We start from the raw sequence: 23,403 nt of genomic DNA on the forward strand, positions 1-23,403 counted from the left end.
CCGCCGCCTTCGTCCTCCCCCGTTCCCGAAACCGGCGCGCCCGGCCCCCTTGCCTCCGCGCGCCGCCTCCGCGACCCTGCCCGTCCTCCCTCCCGATCCGAGAGGCGCCCATGCCCTGCCCGATCTGCCGTAAGCCCATGGCCGAGCGCTACCGCCCCTTCTGCTCCAAGCGCTGCGCCGACGTCGATCTCGCGCGCTGGCTGAACGGCGCCTACGCCATCCCCGCCGTCGAGGAGGACGATCCCGACGCCGAGGACGCCGCCTTCCACGCCCTGCACGCCCCCGACGCCGACCCGGACCGCTGACGCCCTCGCCCGCGGTCCTTCCAGCCGACCGGGCCGCCCCGCCGCAGGGTCCGGACGCGCCCCTGACGAAACGTCCGGCGCCTCGGAGCAAGAAAACGCTCCGGGGCCTCTTGCCAGCCCCTCCGCCATTCGATATCTCCCCCCTCGCGCCGCCCAGCGGCGCCCCGCCCGGGTAGCTCAGTTGGTAGAGCAGCGGATTGAAAATCCGCGTGTCGGTGGTTCGAATCCGCCCCCGGGCACCATTTTTTCTCATAAATATATGATTTCAAATCACTTTTGAGGGTGATGCCAAGTTGGCCCACCCCTCAGCCCACCCGGCAGAGCAGTTCACGTCGATCCCGATGAAGGTGGCACGCATTCGAAGCGGTTCGAGCTCATACCTGCCCTGCATACGGCTGACGCCCAACCCGATCGTGACAACGTGGATAACGGAAATTCGTTTTGCTTCAGAATGTTAGAATGAGCCCGGACCAGAACCTACGGAGGGCTCCATGACACTGATGCTTCACTGCGGCGCCGATGAGGTGACCTACCTGATGCTCCGCGATCTCGACACCCCGGCCGCGACGCCGACCCACGTGCCGATCCCGCACCACCGCCTCGTCGATCTCGTGCGCCACTCGCTCGGCTTCTACGGCCACGAGATCGTCGAGGAGCACCACGGCCTCACCGCCGACGGCGCGCGCTACTTCGGCCTCATGACGCTGGAGAGCGCCTGGACGGGCTACCGCGACACCGTCGTCATGCGGAACAGCCACGACAAGAAGTTCCCGATCGGGATCGGCTTCGGCAGCCGCGTCTTCTGCTGCGACAACCTCGCCTTCTTCGCCGACCACGTCGTTCGGCGGCGGCACAGCCGGCACGCGATGCGGGACATCCCCGGCCTAGTTATGAACCTGATCGAGCCGCTGGTGGAGAGCCGCGAGGCCCAGCACCGGGTGATCGAGCTCTACCGCCGGACGCCACTAACCGACGCGGCGGCCGACCACGCGATTCTCGAGATGTACCGGCGCGGCGTGATCAACGTGCAGCGCATCGCCGCTGTGCTGAAGCAGTGGGAGGAGCCGGAGCACGAGGAGTGGGGCGAGCGGACGGCCTGGCGGCTGTTCAACGCCGCGACCTTCGCGCTCTCCGGCCGAGTCGCCGAGGACCCGAGTGTCACACGGCGTCTGCACGACGTCATCGACGGAACCTGCGAGACGATCCACTGAGGGGCCACCGGCCCCTCTTTTTCGTGGGGGCCATGCAGGCTCGAAAATACACCCTTGCGATCCGCCGTATCGCGTTCATCATCCAAGATGACGTTACGTGATCCGCGCAAAGGGAGGCGGCGACCATGGGCAGGGACTACACCACCGCGCGCACAGTACTCGGGTTCCTTGAGATCATTTCCTGGGTTGCGCTCCTCTTGGGCGCCTTGATCGCATTGGCTGGTGGGAGTTCGGCGAGCCGGGGCTTCGGGTCGATGTCCGGCCTCGCGGGCATGTACGCGATCATGCCTGGGATAGCCCTTGCCTTTCTGGGGCTCCTGGGCGCGGCCATCTGCCAGGCCTTCCGCGCTGTCGTCGATCAGGCGCAGACGACGGATCGGCTCCTCGACGTCGCGCAGGAGCAACTCCGCCTACTGAAGGCCGCGCCAAGTTTTGCACAGGCGGGGAGCATTCCGTTGGAACCGAACGCCGGAGCTCGTCATGCAGAAGCCACTAACGGCAAGACGCCCGCGAAGCAGCCGACGCTCGGCGGCGGCGAGGCCCATCCCGTTCTGCAATCGGCAATCGAATACCGCGGCCACACGATCGCACCCATGGGGAACGGCGTGCTTGTAGAGAAACAGTATTTCGCGTCGCTGCCGGACGCGAAACAGCACGTCGACCGCCTCCTCGGTACGGTGGAGCACAGGCCCGGCGACATCGAACATCGCCGGCAGGTCACCCGACCGGCCGAGAACCTTTTCGAGGTCGGCGACAGGGACTCGCAAACTCTGCCGGAAGCGCAGATGGATATCGGCGCCAGCGTCCGGGCAGGTGCGCAGGCGTCGGAACCGAGGCTGACGGCGCTCGACGCCGAGCCGCCGCTCACAGCGCCCGAACGGTCGAAGGGCTAGGCACCTCCCGTGGCTCTGCTCGCGAACGTGCTGCTAGGCTTGGCGGGGCTTCTCGGGCTGATCGGCCTCGTCTTCATCTGGATGCCGCCGATCGGCATCCCGCTGCTCTTCGTCGGCGGCGGGCTCTACGTGCTGTCTCATTGGCTGAAGAAAGAGACGCGGCGGCGGGCGGTCGGTCGACAGCTAGGCGATCGGTGAGCTACTCTGGGCTTCCCATGGGGAAACCCAGGGGCATCGCGATGCTCCGCAGCAACGGAGTGTTCGCGATGAAACTGCTCACGAAGAGAGAGGTGCGGGACAGGGTCTGCTACTCGCCCCAGCACATCGCCCGACTGGAGAAAGTCGGCCTGTTCCCGAAACGGGTGCAGCTCGGCCCGAACCGGGTCGGGTGGGTCGAGGACGAGATCGACGCATGGATCATGGACCGCATCGAGACTCGTGATCGCTCCTGACCAAGGAGCAAGGGGGCGGTCGTGCACAGGCCGCCCCCACTTTCTTCAGTTCGCGTCGCGGACCGCCATTCGCGCTTGTAGAAGCGCGAATGGCGCTGGCTGGTGACATAGAGAGTGCAGTGGGCTCCAGGCGTCTCCTGCGTTCGGCGACCCTGGAGCCACTACCGGCATCATGGACGGCGCTCGCTCTAAGAGATGGCGCCACATTGATGAGCCATACGTCGCTCAATTGGCTATTGTGACGTCAGATTTTGACGCCATATTTGTAGCGAGCAACGCAAGGAGCCCGTCATGACCATCAATCCAGAGACCTTAAAGAGCCTGAGGACCAAGCAGGGGCTCTCCCAGCAAGCGCTGGCCGACAAGGCTAGCGGGATCCGGGGTGCCAGCATCAGCAAGAGAACAATCAGTCGGATCGAGAACGGCGAGACGCCGCCCCACAAGGTGCGTGCCCATACCGTGGACAGCCTCGCAAAGGCGCTTGATGTTTCACCCGAGGCACTCGGCAAGCCGCCCAGTGAAATTAGCGATGAGGAGTGGCGGGATCTGGGGTTCACCCTAATTAAGATCCGCCTCCCCGACCAAGTGCGCCATAACTACCGCTGGGCACTTCATCACTACGAGGTATCGTTTAACGACCTCGTTGAAGCGGCTCCGTGGATGTTTACGCTGCTCGCCGAAATGAGCCTTGCACGTCGTCGCCGCGAACTGGTGGAGGCCAACGCAGCGTTCGAGGAGGCAATGGCAAAACTCCCTCGTCACCTGAGGCACGGCGCAGTTGCGCAGATGGACTTTGACGACGCCTACTACGGCGAAGATGTTTCGATATCGGCGCGAGACGTATTCGGCGCGAAGGTACTGGAAGAGGCACAATTCGCAGAGCCATTCGACCCCAGCGAGACAAACCCGTTTGTCGATTTTCTTCGCGATGCGGCGACGTCGGTTGGGGGCGGCGCCATCAGCCCGGAAGAAATCGAGATGTCATACAGAGGCGGATTGCCCAACTGGCCGATCTTCCAGCAGTGGCTCCAGGATCTGACTGGGGGCGACTCCTGGGCACGTTTCGCCGTCGAGAACGTCAAAGTCGCGCTGAACACGATGCCGGAGGAGCTTCGCGGCCAGGAAAACACCACTGCGCGCATCGAATGGCTCGTGGACAAAATCCCGGCCGAAATTCGCGAGGAAGAGGAGAAGCGGCGCGCAGAGCGGGAAATTTCGTTGGAGGGGATCGAGCTGTGAGCACTTTCTCATACACCCGTCACGTCGAAGCCCGGATGCGCCAGCGCGGCCTTCGCGATGCCGATCTCGCGCTGGTCATGGAGGTGGCCAGCCCGGTCGGCGACGACGCCTGGCTGCTCACCGACGCCGACGCTGACGACGAGATCGTCCGTCTGAAGCACCGCCTGCAGCGCGTCGAGCGTCTACGCGGCACCAAGGTGGTGCTTCTGGGGGATGCAGTGATCACGGCCTATCGATCGAAGCCTGCCGATCAGAAGCGCGCGCTGCGCAAGGGGAGGGAAGCGCGATGACCGGAACACCTCAATCGCCGATGATGACGGTCAGGCTCCGAGAGTCGACCGTGGCGCTGCTCCTGCCACTGCGCGAAGGCGGCGATGAAGCGCTGGACGCTGTCGTGGCACGGATCGCGAAGGCCGCCGCCAGGGTCGAGCCCGCTCCGCCGCTTGCGCCGGAATCGCAGCATGTCGATACGGAGCTGCCGACAGATCAAAGCGCCACTCAGACGGCATCGGCGGACATGGAGCCGCGGCCACTGCCAGCCCGGCGACCTGCGGCGACGCCGCGACGGCGTCACCGTCGCGCGGACGAGAAGTACTCGCTCACCATGCTCGGCGAGGAGATGCACGCCGCCACGCTTGGCGACATGTTCCTCAAGGTCGTCGACGCGCTGCACCAAGTGGCGCCGAACGCTGTCGAACGACTCGCCGCGAGCCCGTCGCGGAAGCGCGCTTTCGTCTCGAGGCGCCGGGAGATCGTCCATCCCGGTCGCCCCGACTTGCCAGTGCTGCGGACGACATCAGGTTGGTGGGTGAGCGCCAACATCGGAACAGCCGACCTCGAGCGAGCACTTCGCGCAGTCTGCGAAGCGGCCAAGCTGGAGTACGGGCGCGACATCCAGTTCCACGGCCAGGCCGATTAGACCTTCGACGCCTACCCCCCCCACACGACCTACCCAACCCCTATGGGTATCCCGCATGTGGAAACATGCGGCCTCGTTCCAACGCATTCCGTCACACAGATCGTCAGGCTCACGCCATGACTTCACCGGCCCCAGGCCGCCTGCGGACGGCCCGAGCCACCGCGGGCGACGGCCGGGGGCCGCGGCCGCGGGGGTGGGTCCGGTGAAGTCATGGCCTTTCGGCCAGACGACTGTGGACGGACGGTTCCTGTAGAATAAGGGAGGACGGTTCCTAGACGACGCCGCCTCGCATCGGAGCGCCTCGCCACCGCACGACGGCGCCTCCGGTCTTCGGGACGGCGTCCTCATGGCGCCCGACGACAGACACCGCTTCCAGCACCGCTGGATCCTCGGCCAGACCGGCATGGGGAAGTCCACGCTGATGCTGAACCTGATGCTCGCCGACATCGACCGCGGCGACGGGCTGTTCTACGTGGACCCGCACGGGGAGGACGCCGACCAGCTGCTGGAGCTGATCCCGCCGCGGCGGGTTCCCGACGTGATCCTGTTCGATCCCTCCGACCTGGAGCACCCCGCGCCGATCAACATGCTCGAGCGCGTGGCGGAGGACTGGCGGCCGTTCGTGGCGTCCTCGATCGTCGACGCGTTCAAGAGCGTCTGGGGCTACGAGCGGCTCGCGACGCCGGTGATGGACCAGTACCTCTACAACGCCTCCGCCGCGCTGCTGGACGCGCCGGACGGCTCGCTGATGGGCATCCGCTTCATGCTCACCAACGACCGGTTCCGCGAGCGGGTGCTGGCGCACCTGCGCGACCCGATCGTGCGGGACTTCTGGGAGACGGAGTACGCGGGCATGTCGGAGCGGGAGCGGCGGGAGAGCGCGCGCTCGACGCTCAACAAGATCGGCATGCTGCTGGCCGACCCGCGGGTGCGCAACGTGATCGGGCCGGCGCGGAGCGCGATCGACCTGGACGCGGTGATGCGCGGGAGGATCCTGATCGCGCGGCTGCCGCAGGGGCGGCTGGGGCTGCAGAAGACAGCGACGCTGGGCGCGCTGCTGCTGGCGCGGCTGCACGCGGCGGCGCTGGCGCGGGAGGACGACCGGCCGTTCCACGTGTACCTGGACGAGTGCCACCACTTCGGCGGCGGCACGCTGGTGGAGATGATCTCGGGCATCCGGAAGTTCCGGGTGAGCCTGACGCTCTGCCACCAGTATCTCGACCAGCTTCGTCCCGGGCTGCGCGAGGCGGTGACGGGCGGCGTCGGCACGCGCATCGCCTTCCGGACGGGGCACGCCGACGCCGAGGCGCTGCGGCACGTGTTCCCGGTGGACGGGCTGCACGACTCCATCGCGAAGCTGCCGCCCTACGCGGCGCGGATCGTGACGCCGTCGGAGAGCCGGGTAATGTGGCGGACGCCCACGGTTCCCGAAGAGAGAAGGCCGGAGGTCGCGAAGCGGATTCGGGCGTTCAGTCGGCGGCATTACACGCGGTCGCGAAGGAAGGTGCGTGTGGAGATCAGACGACTGGCGGGCTTAGGGCTTCGGTGCTCTCGGCCCAGAACCGTCGTATAGTTCACGCGCGACGAAATTCCGAATCGACTGTCGGCCTTCAAACGATCAAAATTAGCGGAAGCGCAGGCTCATACGGACAGTCCCGGGAATGTGTCCTGGGATAGCCTCCTCGCGGCCAGAACGGCCGATATCGCTTGATGTAATGGAGCCCGATCTTTTCAAGGAGACTATTCTGGGCCACAACTGCATGGTTGACAACTTACACAGTGGACTCGCTTTTGATCGATAGTCGTATTTTCCCATTGCTTGAAACGTTGGCGGCATCCAATCTCGATTGGCTTGTGAGAGACATATTGGCCACCATCGAAATGGGCGACTTAATGATCGAGTCCGAAGATGCGGTGTCTGGCGCTCAGGAACGAGTCCGACAAAATGAAGACGTGCGTTCTGAGAACGAAGACCAAGCGGAGACAACCCTTTCAAGACCTTGGACAGGGGACGAACAAGTCGATATTGCTGCCATACTTGTTGTGAGGAGGATCGAGGAAACACTCCTTATGGCTCGGGGATCCATCGAGGCCGTTTCAAGTTTGATTGGGGAGTACGAAGGCGCGGGTATTGATCGTTCGGAAGGGGGCGTGGCTCTCTTGGGCGACGATGGGGAGCTTGAAGCCTCAATAGACGGGCCAGCCGTTGAGCATGCCTTGGGCGGGTTGGATCAACTGCGTCTCGCTGTTGAGGAATGGAAGTCTGAAATACTAGGCGGAACCGAAAATCTATGATTGCCGCAATTTCTGGTGCGCTAAACTCAGTCGTTGGCAGTGCAACTGTGCTGAAGAATGCCAATGGCGCAGGTCGCGTTTACGAATTGTATATTATGACATCTATCGCGGATAAACTGCGATCCTTAGGTGCTACAGTTTGGGTAAGGCGGTCTGACGGCACCAAGATAAGTCCTGGCGACGCAAACCGACAGTTCGTTCAGCGCGGAGGTTCGCCTTCCGGTTTGCCAGGCAGGAGACAAGGCGCCAATGGTATGAGCGTTTTCGCATTTCAATTGAAAAACTCTCAACGCGAGTGGGAAATATGGAATGGCGTCCAGTTTTCCGGAAGGAGTGGCGCGAAGCACGAGTTCGATATTGCCATCGTGCCGGCGCACACAGCCTCTACACTACGAGCGCGGAGGACTGGTGGTGTCCCATTCGGGCGCCCTGTCGTTGCTATTGAGTGTAAGGACGTGTCTACACCTGGGACGGTTGATGAGATGCGGGCCTTCATTGCTCGCCTGTACGATGTTACCGCTTTGAAGGGGCATGCGCCCTATCTAGCGAGCGTATGCAGCCCGCTAACAAGTATTCATCCGGGCCAGCTGCCTGATGACGAGCCACACCGGACTTTTCGCGAAAGCAATTTCGCGTTTCGCAGTATCTTGGTTCGAAGGACTAGTTTTGTTTCTGGAACTTTGGCGATGACCATTTACTATTCTATAGATCCTCGAAGCAATGTTGTGCTGGGCTCTGCTCAAAAGATAGATCTGCTATCGGATTTGGCCGCCTGGATAGGAAATAACTTAGCATAATGCTCCTCACAACATGGAATTATCTTGCATATTGCCGCAAATCACTCTCGGCCTTTTCCGGCCTTTTCCGGCCTTTCGTACCGAGCGCAGTGGAGGTTCGGTCTCCGCCCGGAGCGGGCTTGTCAGCCGCTGCAAGAACGGGACGGTTGTTCGCCCGCCGGCGTGGGTAGATCATGACGCATGCGCATCGCCATCGACCACGCCGAAACCCGCGCCGGCCTGCTCTTCCGCAGGCCCCTGCACGAGGTGCGCGTGACGGTGCACTTCACGCATGAGGAGACGCAGATCATCCGCCAGCGCGACCTCGGCGAGACGGTGCTGCTGGAGCGCTGGCCGGCCGACGCCCGCGCCGAGGACGATCCGGACTGGTACGCGCTGCGCGTGAAGCACCTCGTCGAGCGCAAGCCCGACCGGTTCCGCTGCGCGACGCCCGGCGACGCGAAGCTCTACGAGGCGCAGCTCGTCGACGCGCTGCACCGGCTGAAGGCCTGGCTCGACGTCAACGCCGAGCCCGGCGGCCGCAAGGTCATCGAGATCTGATGGCGCGCTCGACGGGCCAGGAGTTCGTCGAGCTCTACGGCACGCTGATCGTCCTCGCGCTGGCCCTCGCGCTCGCGATCCTCGTCACGCCGCTCTTCCTCGTCGGCGGCGCCGCGTGGATCGGATACCGCCTCTATCGCGACAGCCCGGCCCGCGCCGAGCGCATCGCCCGTCGCGAGACCATGGAGCTCTACGAGCACGCGCGTCGCGCGCGCGTGCGCCTGAGCCCCGAGGAGATCGACGACGCCCTCGGCCGCCGGCTGCCGTCCGGCACGCCCCGCGTGCTCCGCGAGGGGCTGCTGGAGATCGGCCGCGAGATCTTCCGCGCCGAGGGGCTGGAGCGGGAGATCCCGCCGCCGCCGGCGCTGCACAACACCGTCGAGGCCGCCCGCTACCGCGACCGGCTGGCCCGCGCCGGCGAGGCCGGCCACGACCGGGAGATGTCGCTCTCCGCGCTGCACGCGATCTCCGAAAGCCTCGCCGCGATCGCCCGCCGCGTGCCGCCGCTGGAGGGGGACGTGCTGGTCGAGATCACCCAGTTCGTCGACGAGCCCGGCAGGGCGGTGGCGGAGGTGATCGCGCCCTTCTTCGCCGAGACCGGCTACGGCCACTTCAAGCCGATGCGCGACCGGCTCAACGCCAACTACGCCGCCACGCACCGCACCACGCCGGTCCTGCCCGAGGACTACCGGGGCGACGACGTCGTGCAGGCCTATCTCGGCGGCACGCCGCTGGCGCGGCTCTTCGAACTCCGCACGCCCTTCGCCATTCCCGAGGCCGTGCGCTTCGAGCACGCCCACATCGTCGCCGGCTCGGGCCACGGCAAGACGCAGACGCTGCAGTTCCACATCGCCCGCGACCTCGAGGACGTCGCCCGCGGCGAGAAGAGCGTGGTGGTGATCGACAGCCAGGGCGACTTGATCCGCAACGTGCTCGCCGCCCGCACGGTCGATCCCGAACGGATCGTGGTGATCGACCCGGAGGACATCGACTGGCCGGTCTGCCTCAACCTCTTCTCGGTCGGGCAGGAGCGCCTCGCCGGCTACGACGCGCTGGAGCGGGAGCGGCTGACCAACTCGATCATCGAGCTCTACGACTTCGTGCTCGGCTCGCTGCTGCAGGCCGGCATGACCGCCAAGCAGGGCGTGGTCTTCCGCTACGTGACGCGGCTGATGCTGCACATCCCCGACGCCACGATCCACACGCTGCGCGAGCTCCTGGAGCCCGGCGGCGCCGACCGGTTCCGCGTCCACATCGAAAAACTCGACGGCACCGCCCGGCACTTCTTCGAGAGCGAATTCGACGGCAAGGAGTTCGAGCAGACCAAGCGCCAGGTCGTGCGCCGGCTCTACCAGGTCTTGGAGAACCGCACCTTCGAGCGGATGTTCTCGCACCCCGCCTCGAAACTCGACATGTTCGCCGAGATCAACGCCGGCAAGCTGATCCTGATCAACACCTCGAAGTCGCTGCTGAAGGAGAGCGGCACGGAGATCTTCGGCCGCTTCTTCATCGCGCTGATCGCCCAAGCGGCGCAGGAGCGCGCCGTGCTGCCGGACTGGGAGCGCACGCCCACGCTGGTCTACATCGACGAGGCGCAGGACTACTTCGACCGCACCATCGCCGTGATCCTCAGCCAGGCGCGCAAGTACCGCGTCGGCATGGTGCTGGCGCACCAGTATCTCGGCCAGCTCGACGCCAAGCTGCAGGAGGCGATCGAGGCCAACACCTCGATCAAGATGGCCGGCGGCGTCTCCGCCCGCGACGCCCGCGCGCTGGCGGGGCAGATGAACGCCGACGCCGACCTGGTGCAGCGCCAGCCCAAAGGCAGCTTCGCGGTCTGGGTGCGTGGCGTAACCCGGCGCGCGGTGTCGATCTCGTTCCCGTTCTTCGTGCTGGAGAACCTTCCGCAGGCGAGTGCCGAGGAGATTGCGGAGATCCGGCGGCGCAGCCGGGAGCGCTATGCCGAGCCGCTGCAACGGGACGACGAATACGAGCAGGCGGATCTCGGAGAGGGGAAGACGCCAGACCATCCGCCGCCGGAGGACGATGGCGGCGACGGGCCGTCAGGCGAGGGGGAGAACCTGCCGAGCGCTGACGAGGCCGAGCCGCCCAAGACGACGCCGCCCCGGAAGAAAAAGCCCCGCCGGCGTCCCGGAGCCGAGGACACGGATCCCTCGACGGAGTGGTGAAATGCTATACTGCGTTGCATGAGGGCGACGGACAGTATCGGCAGGGCCACATTCCATCACATAGCGCCGCTTCGGGGAATTCGCCCGACGGAGCGCGAGATTCGCTGGCTCAAGCACCTCGAACGGCACGGCCCCCAGTCGTCGCGCTACCTGCATGCGCTGACCTCGGACACGCACCGCGACCTGGATACTTCGTTACGTCAAATGAAGAAGCTCCGCGCCGGCGGGTTCCTCTTCTGCCCGCGCCAGCAGCGCGCCACGGAGAACGCGAACTTCAACGCCTATGTCTATGATCTCGCGCCCGCGGGGCGCGCATTTCTGGAGGACGAGGGTCTCGCTGAGGACACGGTCACGCCGCGTGGCCACTGGGTCCACCAGTACATGACCGCCTGCATCACCGGCTCGATCGATATCGCCGCCCGCCACGCCGGCGTGGACTACATCCCCGCGCACCGGATCCTGGAGCGGAGCGGCGCCACGCTCGCCGTCGAGATCGGCCGCAAGCGGCTGATCCCCGACCAGCTCTTCGGCCTCGACCACGGCGGCCTCTACCGCTTCTTCTGCGTGGAGGCCGACCGCGGCACCGAGCCCCGCACATCGACCCAGGCGCGCAAGAGCGCCCGTTCGCTGCTGGAAGACTACCGCGCCTTCATCGGCGGCAAACTCTACAAGGAGCGCTACGGCCTCACCGCCGGCATGCTGCTGCTCTGCGTCTTCTCCAGCGCCGCTCGCGAGCGGCGCTTCCTGAGCCTCGTGCCGGAGGTGATGGGGGAGCGCAGCGCCTATGTCCTGACCCGCACCGTGCCGGAGTTCCACGCCGCCTTTCGACCGCCGGCCTTGCTCGATCATCTCTTCGACGAGCCGTGGAACCGTTCCGGCTGGCCTGGCTTCCGGATCTCCGAGGTCCGACGCGAAAAGGACGCGCCCGAGGGACGCGTCCGGTAGGGGGGAGCCCGTTCAGTCGGCCTCGTCGTCCTTCGGCGGGACGAGAAGGAACGAGCCGTCCCAGTTCACGGGCACGCTCTCCAGCCGCACGACGTAGCCGTCGCCGTCCCTGAAGCGCCAGGCGGCGCCGATGGTGGTCATGAATTCCTGGTCCGGATGCGTCTTCGCTCGCGCCCGGAACGCCGGCTTTTCGCCCTTGGCCATGTGCACAACTCCGCTGATGGGTCTCATGTCTGCAGTATAATGCATTGAGATCCCGTACATTTCGGAGTTGTCCCCATGGCCTACGTCGACTTCGCGGAGCTGAAGTCGCGGCTGTCGATCGCCGACGCCGCCGATCTGCTCGGCCTGAAGATGATCGAGCGCAACGGCCAGCGTCGGGGTCCCTGCCCCGCCTGCCGCAAGGGCGGTCCGCGCGCCCTGGTCGTCACGCCCGCGAAGGGCGTCTTCTACTGCTTCGGCGCCCGAACGGGCGGCGACATGATCTCGCTGGCGGCCCACGTGCAGGACTGCGGGCTGAAGGAGGCCGCGGCCTTCCTTGCCGGCGACAGCGGAACCGTACCCGGAGACAGTACCAGTTCCCGGAACGGTCCCCAGGAACAAGTTCCCGAAGAGAGAAGAAGGGGGAACGGGGAGCGTCGCCTCCTCAAACCCCTCGAGCATCTGCAGCCCGCCCACCCGAAGGTCCTCGCGCTCGGCCTGACCGAGGAGACCTGCCGGGCGTTCGGCGCGGGCTACGCCCCAAAGGGCGTCCTGCGGGGGCGGCTGGCGATCCCGATCCACGACTGGGCGGGGGAGTTGGTCGCCTACTGCGGGCGGGCCGTCGGCGGAGAGAGCCCCGAGTTGATCTTCCCGAACGGCTTCCGGCCGGAGGCGCATTTCTTCAACGCTCACCAAGTCGGCAAAGGGGAGATCCTGCTCTGCCGCGACCCGTTGGAGGCGATGCTCGCCGCGCAGAACGGCATCGAGAACGTCGCCGCCCCGCTGACCGAAGGCCTCGCAGCGGAGCAGCTCCACGCGATTGCCGCCTTGATGGACGAGCGCGGCTGTGACGCTGTCCATGTCCACTGACCCCTCCACGGAGGGGTCTTTTCTTGTGCGGTCATCATCTCCTGCGGGGCGTGATTCTTTTAATTTTTCAGTTTCTTGACACCGGCTCCGAGGTCTGAGCGGACTGCGCCCACCGCTCTCAGCGCAGCGAGACGTGGCCAGCGGATGGAATGCTGACCAGCCGCGTCCATCGCCGAAAGCCGACGGGCAAGTTGATGCCCCGGACCATAGCCGCATCAACGCGAGGAAGTCCTCGGTCCGCGCCGCCGTCGAGCGTGTCTTCGAGCATCAGAAGAGCCACTCCGAGCCCATCATCCGCACCATTGGTCAGACGCGGGCGGAGGCAGAACTGTCCTTGGCCAACATGGCCTACAGCTTCGACCGCCTAGTCTTCCACAAACGGCGGCGTGTCATGTAATGAGTCTGTCCGAAATCGTCCGGCAGGGGCGCCCAGCCCGGATCGCCAAGATCTAGGGCCGAAAGACAGGCTCAATCCGTTGGCTGCATTCAACGGCGCTCAATTCGCAGGGTTCTCACGGGTGTCCAGCTCGCGCGATCCCGCGTCCACCGGCCGATGCCGGATCTCCTCTATCGGGACAGCCGGCTGCAACCCTGCTTCTCGGAGACCATGATGCACTGCAACGAAAAGGTCGTCACGTGCTTGGAACATCGAGGGCTAGTCAGGAAAGTACACCCAGAGGTAGTAGGTGTAGGGAATTGTCCCGCCGTCCTTCAGGCGCGCGCTCGGGGCCGGATTGCTCAGTATTCCCGGGCAATTCATGGCGGCGGCCTTCAGGATCTGCTTGACTAGAGCTGGATCCGCGTCGGCCGACACGCGCACGTCGAAGGATCGAGCATGAGGGTGTCCGCGTCGATGCAGATTGGTAAGGGTCTCGCCCGCCAGCACGCCGTTGGGGATCGCACAGGTGGCGTTGTCCCAGCCCCGAAGGCGTGTCGTCCTCCAGCTGACGTCGATCACCTCGCCTTCGACGCCGTCGCTCAAGCGTATCCAGTCGCCGATGCGGAATGAGCGCTCGAAACCCATGGCGAGCCCGGAAACCAGGTCGCTCAGAATCTGCCGCGTGGCCAATGCTAAGAAGGCGGTGAAAAAACCCGCCGATAGGAATACCTTCGTGGGTGCAAGGTGATAGGTGGCGACAAAGACGAGCAGACCGATCACCATGCAAAGAACATAAAGAACCGTACGGCCCAGTTGAGATAGCACCGCCTCATCCCTGCCCCGGCGAGACGAGCCAAGCCAGGCTTCGACGAAACGGCCTGCGACGAAGGCGACTCCGAGATAGATCAGCAGCGCGACGGCGAGTTGCGCGCCGCTCTGCCAGCGCTCCCATCCAAACGCGGCGACCAGCGCTACCGCCAGCCCGCCGGCGCCGTGGGCCGCGGCCAGAAACAGCGACATGTCCGCTATCGCGCCGAACCAAGGACGCTGCGCGATCATCGCTTTCACGGAGCCCGAGCGCTTCGCCAGTTGCCAGGCGACGAAGGCCGCCACCAAAAGGGTCGACAGCGGAGCGCCGTTTTCGATCAAACGCGCTAGCGTCGTTCCGCCATCCATCAAAGTGGGCTCCACGTCATCGCGGGGCTGCCGTCAGCGCGCCGGACCTCGGGCATCGCGCATTCGAGCGCGGCCGGTCGAACGCTGTCTACGGGCAGGGACGAGAGCAAGCCCGAACGAGGGCCAAAGCCTTCACCTTCAGTTGGCAAGTCGGCCCCGGTTGGCGACCGCAGGATCCGTGCCGCCCCACCCGTCGTCGGACTTCCGTCCACACCGCGCAAGATTTAGACCTTGAATATGATCAAGCCTTCGCCGGCGCGTGAGCGCATTCATCGCGCATGAACCAGCGAGGCCTGCCGCTCCGCATCCGTCATCAGCTGCGGCGGAAGGCTCTCCCAAGCTCGGCCCTCGAGGATCAGGTCGCGGCCGTAGCGCTGGAGCGCGGTCATGTAGGCGGGGCCGAAGGGACCGGGATAATCGGCCTGGAAATCGTCGCCGATCCAAGTGAGGTGGACCGTCGCTCCCCTGAGCCGACCGATCTCATGGGCCGTGAGCAGATCGTCGACGCCTTGGCTCTTGATCATGGTCGCGGCTGCGCGCCCTCCGACCGCCAAAAGATCGTAGTCGACCACCTTCGACTCCGGCCCGATGCGGCCGTTGCGGATCACGTAGATCACGGGCGCCGCATCGGCCGAATAGGAGAAGCGGCCCGCCAGATCGGCGTGCCAGTCCGCCAGAAGCGCGCTCTGCGAGATGGCGCCCCCGTCGACGTGCATCTCGTCATGGCGCAGGCCGTCGAGCTCGACCCCGATCAGCACCGGCGGGAAAGCGCCCGGAACGGAGGCGGAAGCGAGCAGCACGGCGCGGAACACCTCCGCCGCGTTCGGGGCGCCGCTCGCGGCGATCGCGCCCATGTCCCAGATCATGCCCTCCTGCGCGTCGAGATGGGTGGTCTGAACATAGAGCCGCCTTCCCCGGCGATGCTCGCGGGCGATTTCGGCCAGAAATGCGTCATCCACGTATTCGGCGATGAGCGCTGCGAGGGGTGCCGATTCCGCGGCCGAGGCCTGCCGCAGGATATTCAGCAGGAACCGCGGGGCGAAGGTGCGCTCGGACGGGAAACCACCGTAGATCTGCTGCAGCTCGTCATCCCAGTTCGGTCCGAGGAACACGAACGGCGCCGAAAGCGCGCCGGTGCTGACGCCGGTCACCACCGGGAATTCAGGTCGGTCGCCGCGCTCCGTCCAGGCCGCCATCAAGCCCGCGCCGAAGGCGCCGTCGTCGGCGCCGCCCGAGATGGCGAGCGCGGCGACGCTTCGATCGAGACCGGAGGCCTGGCGCTGGGCGATCATCTCCTCGACCATGCCGTCGATGTCGGCCGGCGTGCGGTCGGACCAGTGACGCGCGTTTGGAATGTTCGGGATCGCCGCCTCCGCCAGCCGGTCGAGCGGCGGAGCGTCACGCTCGATCGACGGCGCGCACGCAGCCAGCGCGAAGGCACTCAACAGAGCCAGGATCCTGGACATGAGGGCATCTCCGTCGCGGCTGTCGCTCCAAGGCGGAGGGCGACGGCCAAGCACAGCGCTTTCCGGCGTCGCCGAGAACTTGAACGCCCCCGATCGCCTCGGCAACGGCGATCACGGGGTCGCTTGACCGTCAGGCCGCGACAACAAGGTTTCTTTGGGAGATTCCCCGAACATGGCGCTGTAGTCAGCCGCGAAGCGTCCGCTGTGGAGAAAGCCCAGCTGGAGCGCAGCGTCCTTCACCGAACGCGACTGCGGGTCCAGCAAACGGTCGCGCGCCATGCTGAGTCTGCTCGCGCGCAGGTAGTGGACCGGCGACGTGCCGCATACCTCGACGAAGCACCTGTGGAGCCATGTCTGCCCGACCCCGGCCGCCGCGCACAGATCGGCCAGGCTCGGCGGGCGGGCGCGGCGAGCGTCGATCGCGCGACGCGCGGCCCTGACGACGCGGAGCGCGTCGCATCGCGCAGGCTCGCGTGGCGGACCACGCAGCGTATGGGGCGCGAGGACAGCGGCGATGTCGGTGATGAGGTCGTTCTCAACGACCTCCGACAGCACTTGGCTCCCTGCGACGGTCGGCATACTTCGCGCCGCATCGATGGCCGTCAGAAAACGATGCCGCAGCCAACCGACCTCGTCCGCGCCGAGCGGCAGGCGTTGGTCGGACAGTGCGATGCAGTCGATCGAACCGCCCGCCAGCGCCCGGCAGGCGGCCTCGAACCGCGCCCGACGCAGCCCGACGGAGAGGGTGTCGCGATGCTCCCCGAACGTGGCGCAGCCATCTCGACCCGCCGAAATGAACAGATCGAACGAACGGGCTTCGAGCCCGTTGAAGACGTAACGCCCACGAAGAGCGAGCGGGAGGAGCAGCAGGATCCAGTCCGGGTCCATGACGACTTGAGTGACGGCCTTAGGCGCGAACCGCAACCGGACGAGGCGCATGTCGCGGCCTCGGATTTGCTCGGAGACGTATCTCGGGGCGCCGCGGCCGATCTGCGCGACCTCGGACTCGAGGACCGGCTGGTCGAACAGATGGTCCTGGTAGCGCCGGCATAGCCGTAGCGACTCGGGGGCCAGCGCCGAAGCCGCCACCTCATCGACCTTTTGATTCTCCGACGTTTTCAACGCGTACACCCTGGCTCATATGCCGACAGTGTAAGATCTGACCCTTGAAAGCGGAAGGCTCATCGATCCCTTGCAGCTATTCTGGAGTCGGCGCGGAGTTGAACCTGCAACGCCTGCCATAGACTCGAGGGAGGCTGAAACATGCGCCTGGTCTTCGCCTTCACCTTCGCGATCGCACTCGCCGGCGCCGGGACCTCGTCCGCGCATGACATCGTGATCGAGGGCGGCAGGGTCATCGACCCTGAAACCGGGCTCGACGCCATTCGCAACGTCGCCGTCGACGGCGACAAGATCACGGCGATCAGCGAGTTCCCGCTGGAGGGCGACGAGGTGATCGACGCGACCGGTCACGTCGTGTCGCCTGGCTTCATCGATCTCCATTCTCACGGCCAGAACATCGGCGACTACCGGATGCAGGTCATTCAGGGCGTCACCACCGCGCTGGAGCTCGAGTCCGGCCTCGTGCCGGTCGGCGAGTGGTACGAAGGTCAGGCCAAGAAGAACCTGCCGGTGAACTACGGCGCCTCCGTGGGCTGGGTCCACAGCCGGATCGCGGCGTTCACCGAGACCGATCCATTGGCAACGGTGGAGTATTTTCAGGACGCGCAGGGTCGCACCGACTGGAAGTCGGACATCGCCAGTCCCGAACAGTCCGGGCGCATCATGTCGATGGTCGAACAGGGCCTGAAAGACGGTGCGCTCGGCATCGGCGTCAACGCCGGGTATGCGCCGGGCTATGGCCATAAAGAGTATTACGAGCTCGCCGAATTGGCGAGGAAATACAATGTCCCGACCTATACCCACGTGCGATACGCCAGCAACATCGAGCCGAAGAGCTCGTTCGAGGCGATCCAGGAGCTGATCAGCCTCGCCGCCATCACGGGCGCGCATATGCATGTGTGCCATATCAATTCGGTCTCGCTGTCGGACATCGAAACGACGATGGCGCTGGTCGAGGAGGCGCGGGCTCAAGGCATCAACGTCACAACCGAGGCCTATCCATACGGCGCCGCCAACACCGTGGTCGGCGCGGCCATGTTCAGCGGCCAGGACTGGCGCGCTCGGATGGATTCCACGGCCAGCAACTTCCAGCTGGGCTCCGACAGGATGACCGAGGAAGAGCTGGCCGACTATCAGGCGAACAGGCCCGGCACCTTCGTCACCTGGCATTTCCTGGACGAGACCAATCCACGGGATCTCGCGCTGCTGGACGTTTCAGTCACCAATCCCGCAACTCTGATCGCTTCGGATTCCGTGTTCTGGTCCTACTTCGACGAAGACGGCAACGTGAGGTTCTATGAGGGCGATGAATGGCCTCTTCCGGAGGGCGTCTTCAGCCACCCGCGTTCGGCCGGAACCTTCGCCAAGATTCTGCGCTCCCATGTGCGCGAGCGCGGGGTTCTGTCGCTGAACGAAGCGATCCGCAAGATATCGCTGATGCCGGCGCAGACGCTGGAAGACAGCGTGCCGCAGATGCGCAGCAAGGGCCGCCTTCAGGTGGGAATGGATGCGGACATAGTCGTTTTCGACCCGGCCACCATTGCGGACAGGGCCACTTTCGAAAACTCAAATCGACCGGCGGTCGGCGTTCAGACCGTTCTGGTGAACGGCGGCGTCGTCGTGCGTGATGGCGAACTGGTGCTGGACGCGCCGCATGGCCGGCCGATCCGGCGGCAGGTTTCCAATTGAACCCGAGGAAGCTCATGATGCAGGCTAGGCCAGCCCGCGCGCAGATGGCGCTGTTCGCCGCCATATCGCTGACGGCGACCATGGCGTACGCGCAGGAACAGCCTGCGCCGCCGAAGTCGACTGACGAGGTCGCGCGAGAACTCGCCAATCCCAACAACTCGCTGGCGAGCCTGACGTTCAAGAACCAGTACCGCTGGTACACCGGCGACCTTCCCGGGGCCGACAGCCAGGACAACTTCACGCTCCTGTTTCAGCCGGTGTTCCCCTTTTCGCTGCCGCCGACCGAGAGCGGCGGAAAGGCTAACTTGTTTGTCCGCCCCGCGTTCCCGCTCGTGGTCGATCAGCCCGTTCCCTCCGCGACGGGCTTCGAAGGCGTCACGGCCCTTGGCGACGTCGGTTTCGACATCGGCTACGGCGTAACCGAGCCGAGCGGATTTCTCTGGGCGTTCGGCATGGTCGGCACGCTGCCGACGGCGACGGACGGGGACATCGCCGGCAAGCAGCTCCGCCTCGGCCCCGAGGCGCTGATCGCGCAGTTCGAAGACTGGGGCGTCTACGGCATGTTCCCGAGCCATCAGTGGAACGTGGCCGGCTGGAGCGACAGCTACCACAGCGCCTCGCAGATGCAGCTGTTCCTGAATTTCCTGCCCGGCGGCGGCTGGTCCTACGGCAGCACCCCGATCATGAACTACGACTGGCGGTCCGGCGACTGGACGATCCCGCTGAACTTCGGCGTCAGCAAGACGACGCAGATCGGCGGTCTGCCGGTCAAGGTGCAGGTCGAACTCAACTACTACGTCGAGCAGCCCAACGCCTTCGGGCCGCGGTGGATGATCGGCTTCAACATAACGCCGGTCGTGCCCAACTTCGTCGACTCGTGGATCCGCCGGTGAAGGCCGGAGCGCCTCCCCGCCCCAAGCGGCGCGCGGGCTCGGGGTCACGCACGCGCTTCGCGAGACGAAGGTCGGGCGGATCGGCCATCGCGGCGCCGGGCCGCGCGGCGATCGCCGGTCTCGCGCTGCTCGGCCTTGCCGGCTGCGGCGTGCAGGCAAGCGTCATCCAGGCCCGTCATTGGGACCTGAACGAGATGATGCGGCAGACGACGAACGAGCAGCTACTGCTCAACATCGTTCGGCTGCGCTACGACGAGACGCCGTATTTCCTGCAGATCGGCAGCGTGACGACGAGCTTTTCCGCCGGAGCCAACGCGGGCGCGCAGGCGACGCTGCCGGACGGCGCGCCGAACGTGCTGGGGCTGAGCGCCGGCGTCTCCTACGCCGAGACGCCGACGGTGACCTGGGGTCTGCCGGATTCGCGCGAGCTTCTCGGCCGGCTGCACGCGCCCATGGGCGCCGACCAGCTGACGGTGCTGACCCAGTCTGGGCTGAGCCCCGCGTCGGTGCTGCGCATCGGCGCGAAGAAGATCAATCGGCTGAGGAACCTGGAGTTCGACCTCGAACGCGGCAGCTACGAGCCCGACAGCTACGGCGCCTTCGTCGAGGCGCTCGACCTGCTCGGGACGCTGCTGCGCGAGGGTTTGGTCGATCTCTCCTACGGCGTCTACAGCAACGCGGCCGGGGGCAAGATCCCGATGTCGAAGATCGACCCTGTCGCCATGGCCGAGGCGCTGCCGTCGGGCATGCAGTTCATGACGCGCGACAACCCCAACGTCTTCGAGCCGCTGAAGCTGTCCAAGCCGCTGTTCCTCCGTTTCACGCGGGGCTCGGCGGCGGATCCACGGGTGCTGCGGCTGCGCGACCTGCTCGACCTGGACCCCGAGCGCCAGTCCTTCGCGATCATCGACACCGGCGGTTCGGGGACCGAGGAGCTCCTGTCGGAGTCCGGTCGCCAATCGCGCGTGCTCGACGACGCCGCGCCGCTGCGGGAGATCGTTCTGAACAACCGTTCGGTGATGGAGGTCCTGCGCTTCGCGTCGGCCTACGTCGCCGTCCCGCAGCGGGACCTCGCGGCGGGCATCGTGCGTCCGCGCAGCGCGCCCGCGCGCGTGTGGCTGGACGTCGAGACGTCCGACATCCGGCCGAGCGACGCGTGGCTCGCGGTCGAGCGCGACGGACGCTGGTTCTACATCCGCGCCGACGACCTCGACACCCGCATCGGCTTCACCCTGCTCAACGCCCTTTTCGACTCCGTCGTCGGCGAGGTGCCTGGCGCGAAACCGCTCCTCACCCTGCCGGTGAAGTGACGTGGTCGGACACATGAAACGAACGCGGGCGCAATGCCCGCCGCACTGCAACAGGAGCGATGGATCCATGGCGACGAGACACATTAAGGCAATGATCGTCCTCGGCGGATTCTTGGCGGCCTCGACAGCGGTCGCGCAGGACTACGACCTCGTGATCAGCAACGGCAGGGTCATCGACCCTGAAACCCTGTACGACGACATCGCCAACGTCGGCATTACGGACGGGCGCATCGTCGCCATCAGCAAGGATCCGCTGACAGGCGCGGAGACCATTGACGCAGCGGGGCACATCGTGGCGCCGGGCTTCATCGACACCCATTTCCACTTTCAGATGCCGATCGGCTATTCCCTCGGACTGCGCGACGGCCTGACCAGCAGCATGGATTTCGAGATGGGCTGTGCGGGATCCTATGTCGCCGCCTGGTACGAGGCGCGTGCGGGTGTGACCCAGGCCAACTATGGCTGCGCGGTCAGCCACGAGTTCGCCCGCGCGATGATCCTGGACGGGTCGGACGGCGCTGAGTACCTGATAAACGGCCCCGTAGCCGCTTACACAACTCGGGCGAAAACAGGCTGGAGCGTGACGCGCCCGACCCTGGAACAGGGCAACGCGATTCTCGAAGAGATCGACAAGGGCCTGATGGCTGGCGCGCCCGGCATCGGCAGCACCACGGGATACATGAGAGCGGGCATCTCTTCCCGCGAGTTGTTCGAGGTGCAGAAGGTCGGCGCACGCTATGGCCGCCCGACGGGCTCCCATACACGCTATACGCTCGGCAACGACACGACCGAGGTCAACGGCGCGCAGGAACTCATCACAAACGCGATCGCGCTCGGCGCGCCTGCGATCGTCCTGCACTTCAACAACCCCGGCTGGCGCGTGACTCACGAATTGATTTCAGGGCTGCAAGAAAGGGGCTTCAACATCTGGGGAGAAATCTATCCCTACGCTGCAGGCTCCACCACGATCAATGCCGAGTTTCTGGAGCCCCAGAGCTGGGTCGACGATCTGGGCAACCGCTATGAGGAGTCCATTCTGGATCCGGTCACGGGTGAATACTACACCCTCGAGACCTACACGGCGACCGTCGCCTCCGAACCGACCAGGCCGGTCGTCGTATTCAAGATGCCCGAAGCAGACCAGGCGAAGTGGTTGACGTTGAAGGGCGTGACCATGGCCAGCGATGGGGTTGGCGCCAAGCCGTACGATGCCCCGTGGGATTTCCCGATGGACCAGCTGGGCGGCACGCACCCTCGCACCGCCGGATCCCGGGGCGCCACGATCCGGCTCGGTCGGGAAAACAACATCCCGATGATGCAGCTGATGTCGATCCTCAGCTACAACGCCGCCAAGCATCTGGGCGATACGGGCCTAAAGGCGATGCAGGAGCGCGGTCGCATCCAGCCCGGCATGGTCGCCGACATCGTGGTGTTCGACCCCGAACTCTTCACGGACAATTCGACCTACGAGAACGGCGCCATCCCTTCGACGGGCATGAAAGCCGTGATCGTCAACGGCCAGGTGACGGTGCGCGACGATGTGCTGCTTCCTGTCTTCGCCGGTCAGGCGATCCGGTTCGATCCCGAAGACAAGCCGCGCTTCGAGCCGATCTCGGTAGAGGCATGGAACGCCGAGTTTTCGACAGGGATGCCCAGCGACTTCACGGGCGCCTTCCCCATGGGCGGTGGAAACTGATCGTGACGATCGAGCGCGAGGAGGCAGGATCATGCGGTTCTTGATCTCGGCCTTTGTGGCGGCCGTGCTGGCTGCCACGCCCGCGGTGGCGGATCCGGAAGCGATAGAGTTTTCCGATCTCCCGGACCCGTTGGCCATGGCCTTCGACGACCCCTATGCGGACATGGGGCTCGAGTTGCTCAACGAGCTGAAGGTTCTGGTTCAGCTAGACCAGAAGCTCGCCGGCGACGACCTGACCGAAGAGACGCGCCTGCGCCTCGACGCCCGCCGCACCGCCGCGCGGGAGACGCTCGAAGCGAACGGGCAGGACGTCGCCGCGTTGCTCGAGCAGCGGTGGGAGGTCGCGAGGAAGCGGCAGGCGGCCCGCATGGCGACGAACCCGATCCTCGATGGCGTCGAGGTCGCGATCTCCGGCTACATCATCCCTGCACCACCGGCCGCTGATGGCGGCGGATTGGGCTATCTGGTCCCCACCGTGGGGATGTGCAGCCATCTTCCGCCGCCGCCGCCGAACCAGCTCGTGCGGGTCAGTCTGCCCGCTGATCATCGGCCTGCGTCGCTCTACACGCAGGTCAACGTCACCGGCCTGCTTCGCGCCGAGCCGAGCGACGCCACGATCTTCATCCTCGATGGAGAGGCGCGGATGCTCAGCGGCTGGACGCTGAGAGCCGCCGCCGTCGACCTGTCGGCCGGCGGAGCCAAGCGGACGACGCCATGGATACGTCGGCTCCCTGGCTACGGTCCTCGTGAACCGAGCGCGCCGAGCGAATGACCCCAAGGACGAACGGGCGGCGCGCTCGAGGCGCGCTGTCCTCA

Annotated in this window: 23 protein-coding genes and 1 tRNA gene; 20 read left to right on the forward strand and 4 right to left on the reverse strand. The window is 65.6% G+C overall.

Going from position 1 to position 23,403, the window contains the following annotated elements:
- Positions 1 to 110: 110 nt before the first annotated feature.
- From P2H44_RS11310 to P2H44_RS11375, 14 genes are all read left to right on the forward strand, one after another.
- Positions 111 to 305, forward strand: a complete 195-nt coding sequence (locus tag P2H44_RS11310; RefSeq protein ID WP_275763627.1) for a DNA gyrase inhibitor YacG — start codon at positions 111 to 113, stop codon at positions 303 to 305.
- Between the two features lie 166 nt (positions 306 to 471).
- Positions 472 to 547, forward strand: a tRNA-Phe gene (locus P2H44_RS11315).
- A gap of 249 nt (positions 548 to 796) precedes the next feature.
- Positions 797 to 1,516 (forward strand): DUF932 domain-containing protein, encoded by a 720-nt coding sequence (locus P2H44_RS11320; RefSeq protein ID WP_275763628.1) that lies wholly within the window; start codon positions 797 to 799, stop codon positions 1,514 to 1,516.
- Positions 1,517 to 1,641: 125 nt separating this feature from the next.
- Positions 1,642 to 2,409, forward strand: coding sequence for a hypothetical protein (locus P2H44_RS11325; protein ID WP_275763629.1), 768 nt, complete (start codon positions 1,642 to 1,644; stop codon positions 2,407 to 2,409).
- Positions 2,410 to 2,418: 9 nt separating this feature from the next.
- Complete coding sequence (locus tag P2H44_RS11330) at positions 2,419 to 2,607, forward strand: hypothetical protein (protein ID WP_275763630.1); 189 nt, start codon at positions 2,419 to 2,421, stop codon at positions 2,605 to 2,607.
- Between the two features lie 68 nt (positions 2,608 to 2,675).
- The gene (locus tag P2H44_RS11335; protein WP_275763631.1) at positions 2,676 to 2,861 is read left to right on the forward strand and encodes a helix-turn-helix transcriptional regulator; all 186 of its coding nucleotides are present in this window, start codon (positions 2,676 to 2,678) and stop codon (positions 2,859 to 2,861) included.
- Between the two features lie 291 nt (positions 2,862 to 3,152).
- Complete coding sequence (locus tag P2H44_RS11340; protein ID WP_275763632.1) at positions 3,153 to 4,100, forward strand: helix-turn-helix domain-containing protein; 948 nt, start codon at positions 3,153 to 3,155, stop codon at positions 4,098 to 4,100.
- A complete protein-coding gene (locus tag P2H44_RS11345) occupies positions 4,097 to 4,390 on the forward strand; it encodes a hypothetical protein (protein WP_275763633.1) in 294 nt (97 codons plus the stop codon). The genes P2H44_RS11340 and P2H44_RS11345 overlap by 4 nt, the downstream gene beginning before the upstream one ends.
- A complete protein-coding gene (locus tag P2H44_RS11350; protein ID WP_275763634.1) occupies positions 4,387 to 5,019 on the forward strand; it encodes a hypothetical protein in 633 nt (210 codons plus the stop codon). Before P2H44_RS11345 ends, P2H44_RS11350 begins: the two co-directional genes overlap by 4 nt.
- 346 nt (positions 5,020 to 5,365) lie before the next feature.
- On the forward strand, positions 5,366 to 6,592 hold the full coding sequence (locus P2H44_RS11355; RefSeq protein ID WP_275763636.1) for a type IV secretory system conjugative DNA transfer family protein: 1,227 nt from the start codon (positions 5,366 to 5,368) through the stop codon (positions 6,590 to 6,592).
- Between the two features lie 293 nt (positions 6,593 to 6,885).
- Positions 6,886 to 7,314, forward strand: coding sequence for a hypothetical protein (locus tag P2H44_RS11360; protein WP_275763638.1), 429 nt, complete (start codon positions 6,886 to 6,888; stop codon positions 7,312 to 7,314).
- Between the two features lie 977 nt (positions 7,315 to 8,291).
- On the forward strand, positions 8,292 to 8,651 hold the full coding sequence (locus P2H44_RS11365; RefSeq protein WP_275763639.1) for a hypothetical protein: 360 nt from the start codon (positions 8,292 to 8,294) through the stop codon (positions 8,649 to 8,651).
- Positions 8,651 to 10,840: an ATP-binding protein gene (locus P2H44_RS11370; RefSeq protein WP_275763640.1), complete on the forward strand. Its 2,190-nt coding sequence runs from the start codon at positions 8,651 to 8,653 to the stop codon at positions 10,838 to 10,840. The genes P2H44_RS11365 and P2H44_RS11370 overlap by 1 nt, the downstream gene beginning before the upstream one ends.
- A gap of 18 nt (positions 10,841 to 10,858) precedes the next feature.
- Positions 10,859 to 11,785, forward strand: coding sequence for a replication-relaxation family protein (locus P2H44_RS11375; RefSeq protein WP_275763641.1), 927 nt, complete (start codon positions 10,859 to 10,861; stop codon positions 11,783 to 11,785).
- A 12-nt stretch (positions 11,786 to 11,797) separates the two neighbouring features.
- Here P2H44_RS11375 and P2H44_RS11380 read toward each other — a convergent pair whose 3' ends face one another.
- Positions 11,798 to 11,989, reverse strand: a complete 192-nt coding sequence (locus P2H44_RS11380; RefSeq protein WP_275763642.1) for a hypothetical protein — start codon at positions 11,987 to 11,989, stop codon at positions 11,798 to 11,800.
- A 75-nt stretch (positions 11,990 to 12,064) separates the two neighbouring features.
- On the opposite strand from P2H44_RS11380, the gene P2H44_RS11385 reads away from it, so the two are divergent.
- Positions 12,065 to 12,856, forward strand: a complete 792-nt coding sequence (locus P2H44_RS11385; protein WP_275763643.1) for a CHC2 zinc finger domain-containing protein — start codon at positions 12,065 to 12,067, stop codon at positions 12,854 to 12,856.
- A gap of 655 nt (positions 12,857 to 13,511) precedes the next feature.
- Here P2H44_RS11385 and P2H44_RS11390 read toward each other — a convergent pair.
- The 3 genes from P2H44_RS11390 to P2H44_RS11400 form a co-directional block, all read right to left on the reverse strand.
- Positions 13,512 to 14,411 carry a mechanosensitive ion channel family protein gene (locus P2H44_RS11390; protein ID WP_275763644.1) on the reverse strand — a complete coding sequence of 300 codons (900 nt, stop codon included), beginning with the start codon at positions 14,409 to 14,411 and terminating at the stop codon, positions 13,512 to 13,514.
- Positions 14,412 to 14,680: 269 nt separating this feature from the next.
- A complete protein-coding gene (locus P2H44_RS11395) occupies positions 14,681 to 15,877 on the reverse strand; it encodes a patatin-like phospholipase family protein (protein WP_275763645.1) in 1,197 nt (398 codons plus the stop codon).
- A gap of 111 nt (positions 15,878 to 15,988) precedes the next feature.
- Positions 15,989 to 17,008: an AraC family transcriptional regulator gene (locus P2H44_RS11400; protein ID WP_275763646.1), complete on the reverse strand. Its 1,020-nt coding sequence runs from the start codon at positions 17,006 to 17,008 to the stop codon at positions 15,989 to 15,991.
- A 132-nt stretch (positions 17,009 to 17,140) separates the two neighbouring features.
- On the opposite strand from P2H44_RS11400, the gene P2H44_RS11405 reads away from it, so the two are divergent.
- From P2H44_RS11405 to P2H44_RS11425, 5 genes are all read left to right on the forward strand, one after another.
- On the forward strand, positions 17,141 to 18,688 hold the full coding sequence (locus P2H44_RS11405) for an amidohydrolase family protein (protein ID WP_275763647.1): 1,548 nt from the start codon (positions 17,141 to 17,143) through the stop codon (positions 18,686 to 18,688).
- A gap of 44 nt (positions 18,689 to 18,732) precedes the next feature.
- Positions 18,733 to 19,581, forward strand: coding sequence for a hypothetical protein (locus tag P2H44_RS11410; protein WP_275763648.1), 849 nt, complete (start codon positions 18,733 to 18,735; stop codon positions 19,579 to 19,581).
- A complete protein-coding gene (locus P2H44_RS11415) occupies positions 19,578 to 20,891 on the forward strand; it encodes a hypothetical protein (RefSeq protein ID WP_275763649.1) in 1,314 nt (437 codons plus the stop codon). The genes P2H44_RS11410 and P2H44_RS11415 overlap by 4 nt, the downstream gene beginning before the upstream one ends.
- Before the next feature lie 67 nt (positions 20,892 to 20,958).
- The gene (locus P2H44_RS11420; protein WP_275763650.1) at positions 20,959 to 22,587 is read left to right on the forward strand and encodes an amidohydrolase family protein; all 1,629 of its coding nucleotides are present in this window, start codon (positions 20,959 to 20,961) and stop codon (positions 22,585 to 22,587) included.
- 31 nt (positions 22,588 to 22,618) lie between these two features.
- On the forward strand, positions 22,619 to 23,359 hold the full coding sequence (locus tag P2H44_RS11425; RefSeq protein ID WP_275763651.1) for a DUF3299 domain-containing protein: 741 nt from the start codon (positions 22,619 to 22,621) through the stop codon (positions 23,357 to 23,359).
- Positions 23,360 to 23,403 lie beyond the last annotated feature (44 nt).

This window comes from Albimonas marina, from assembly GCF_029223255.1.
GTDB lineage: Bacteria > Pseudomonadota > Alphaproteobacteria > Rhodobacterales > Rhodobacteraceae > Albimonas.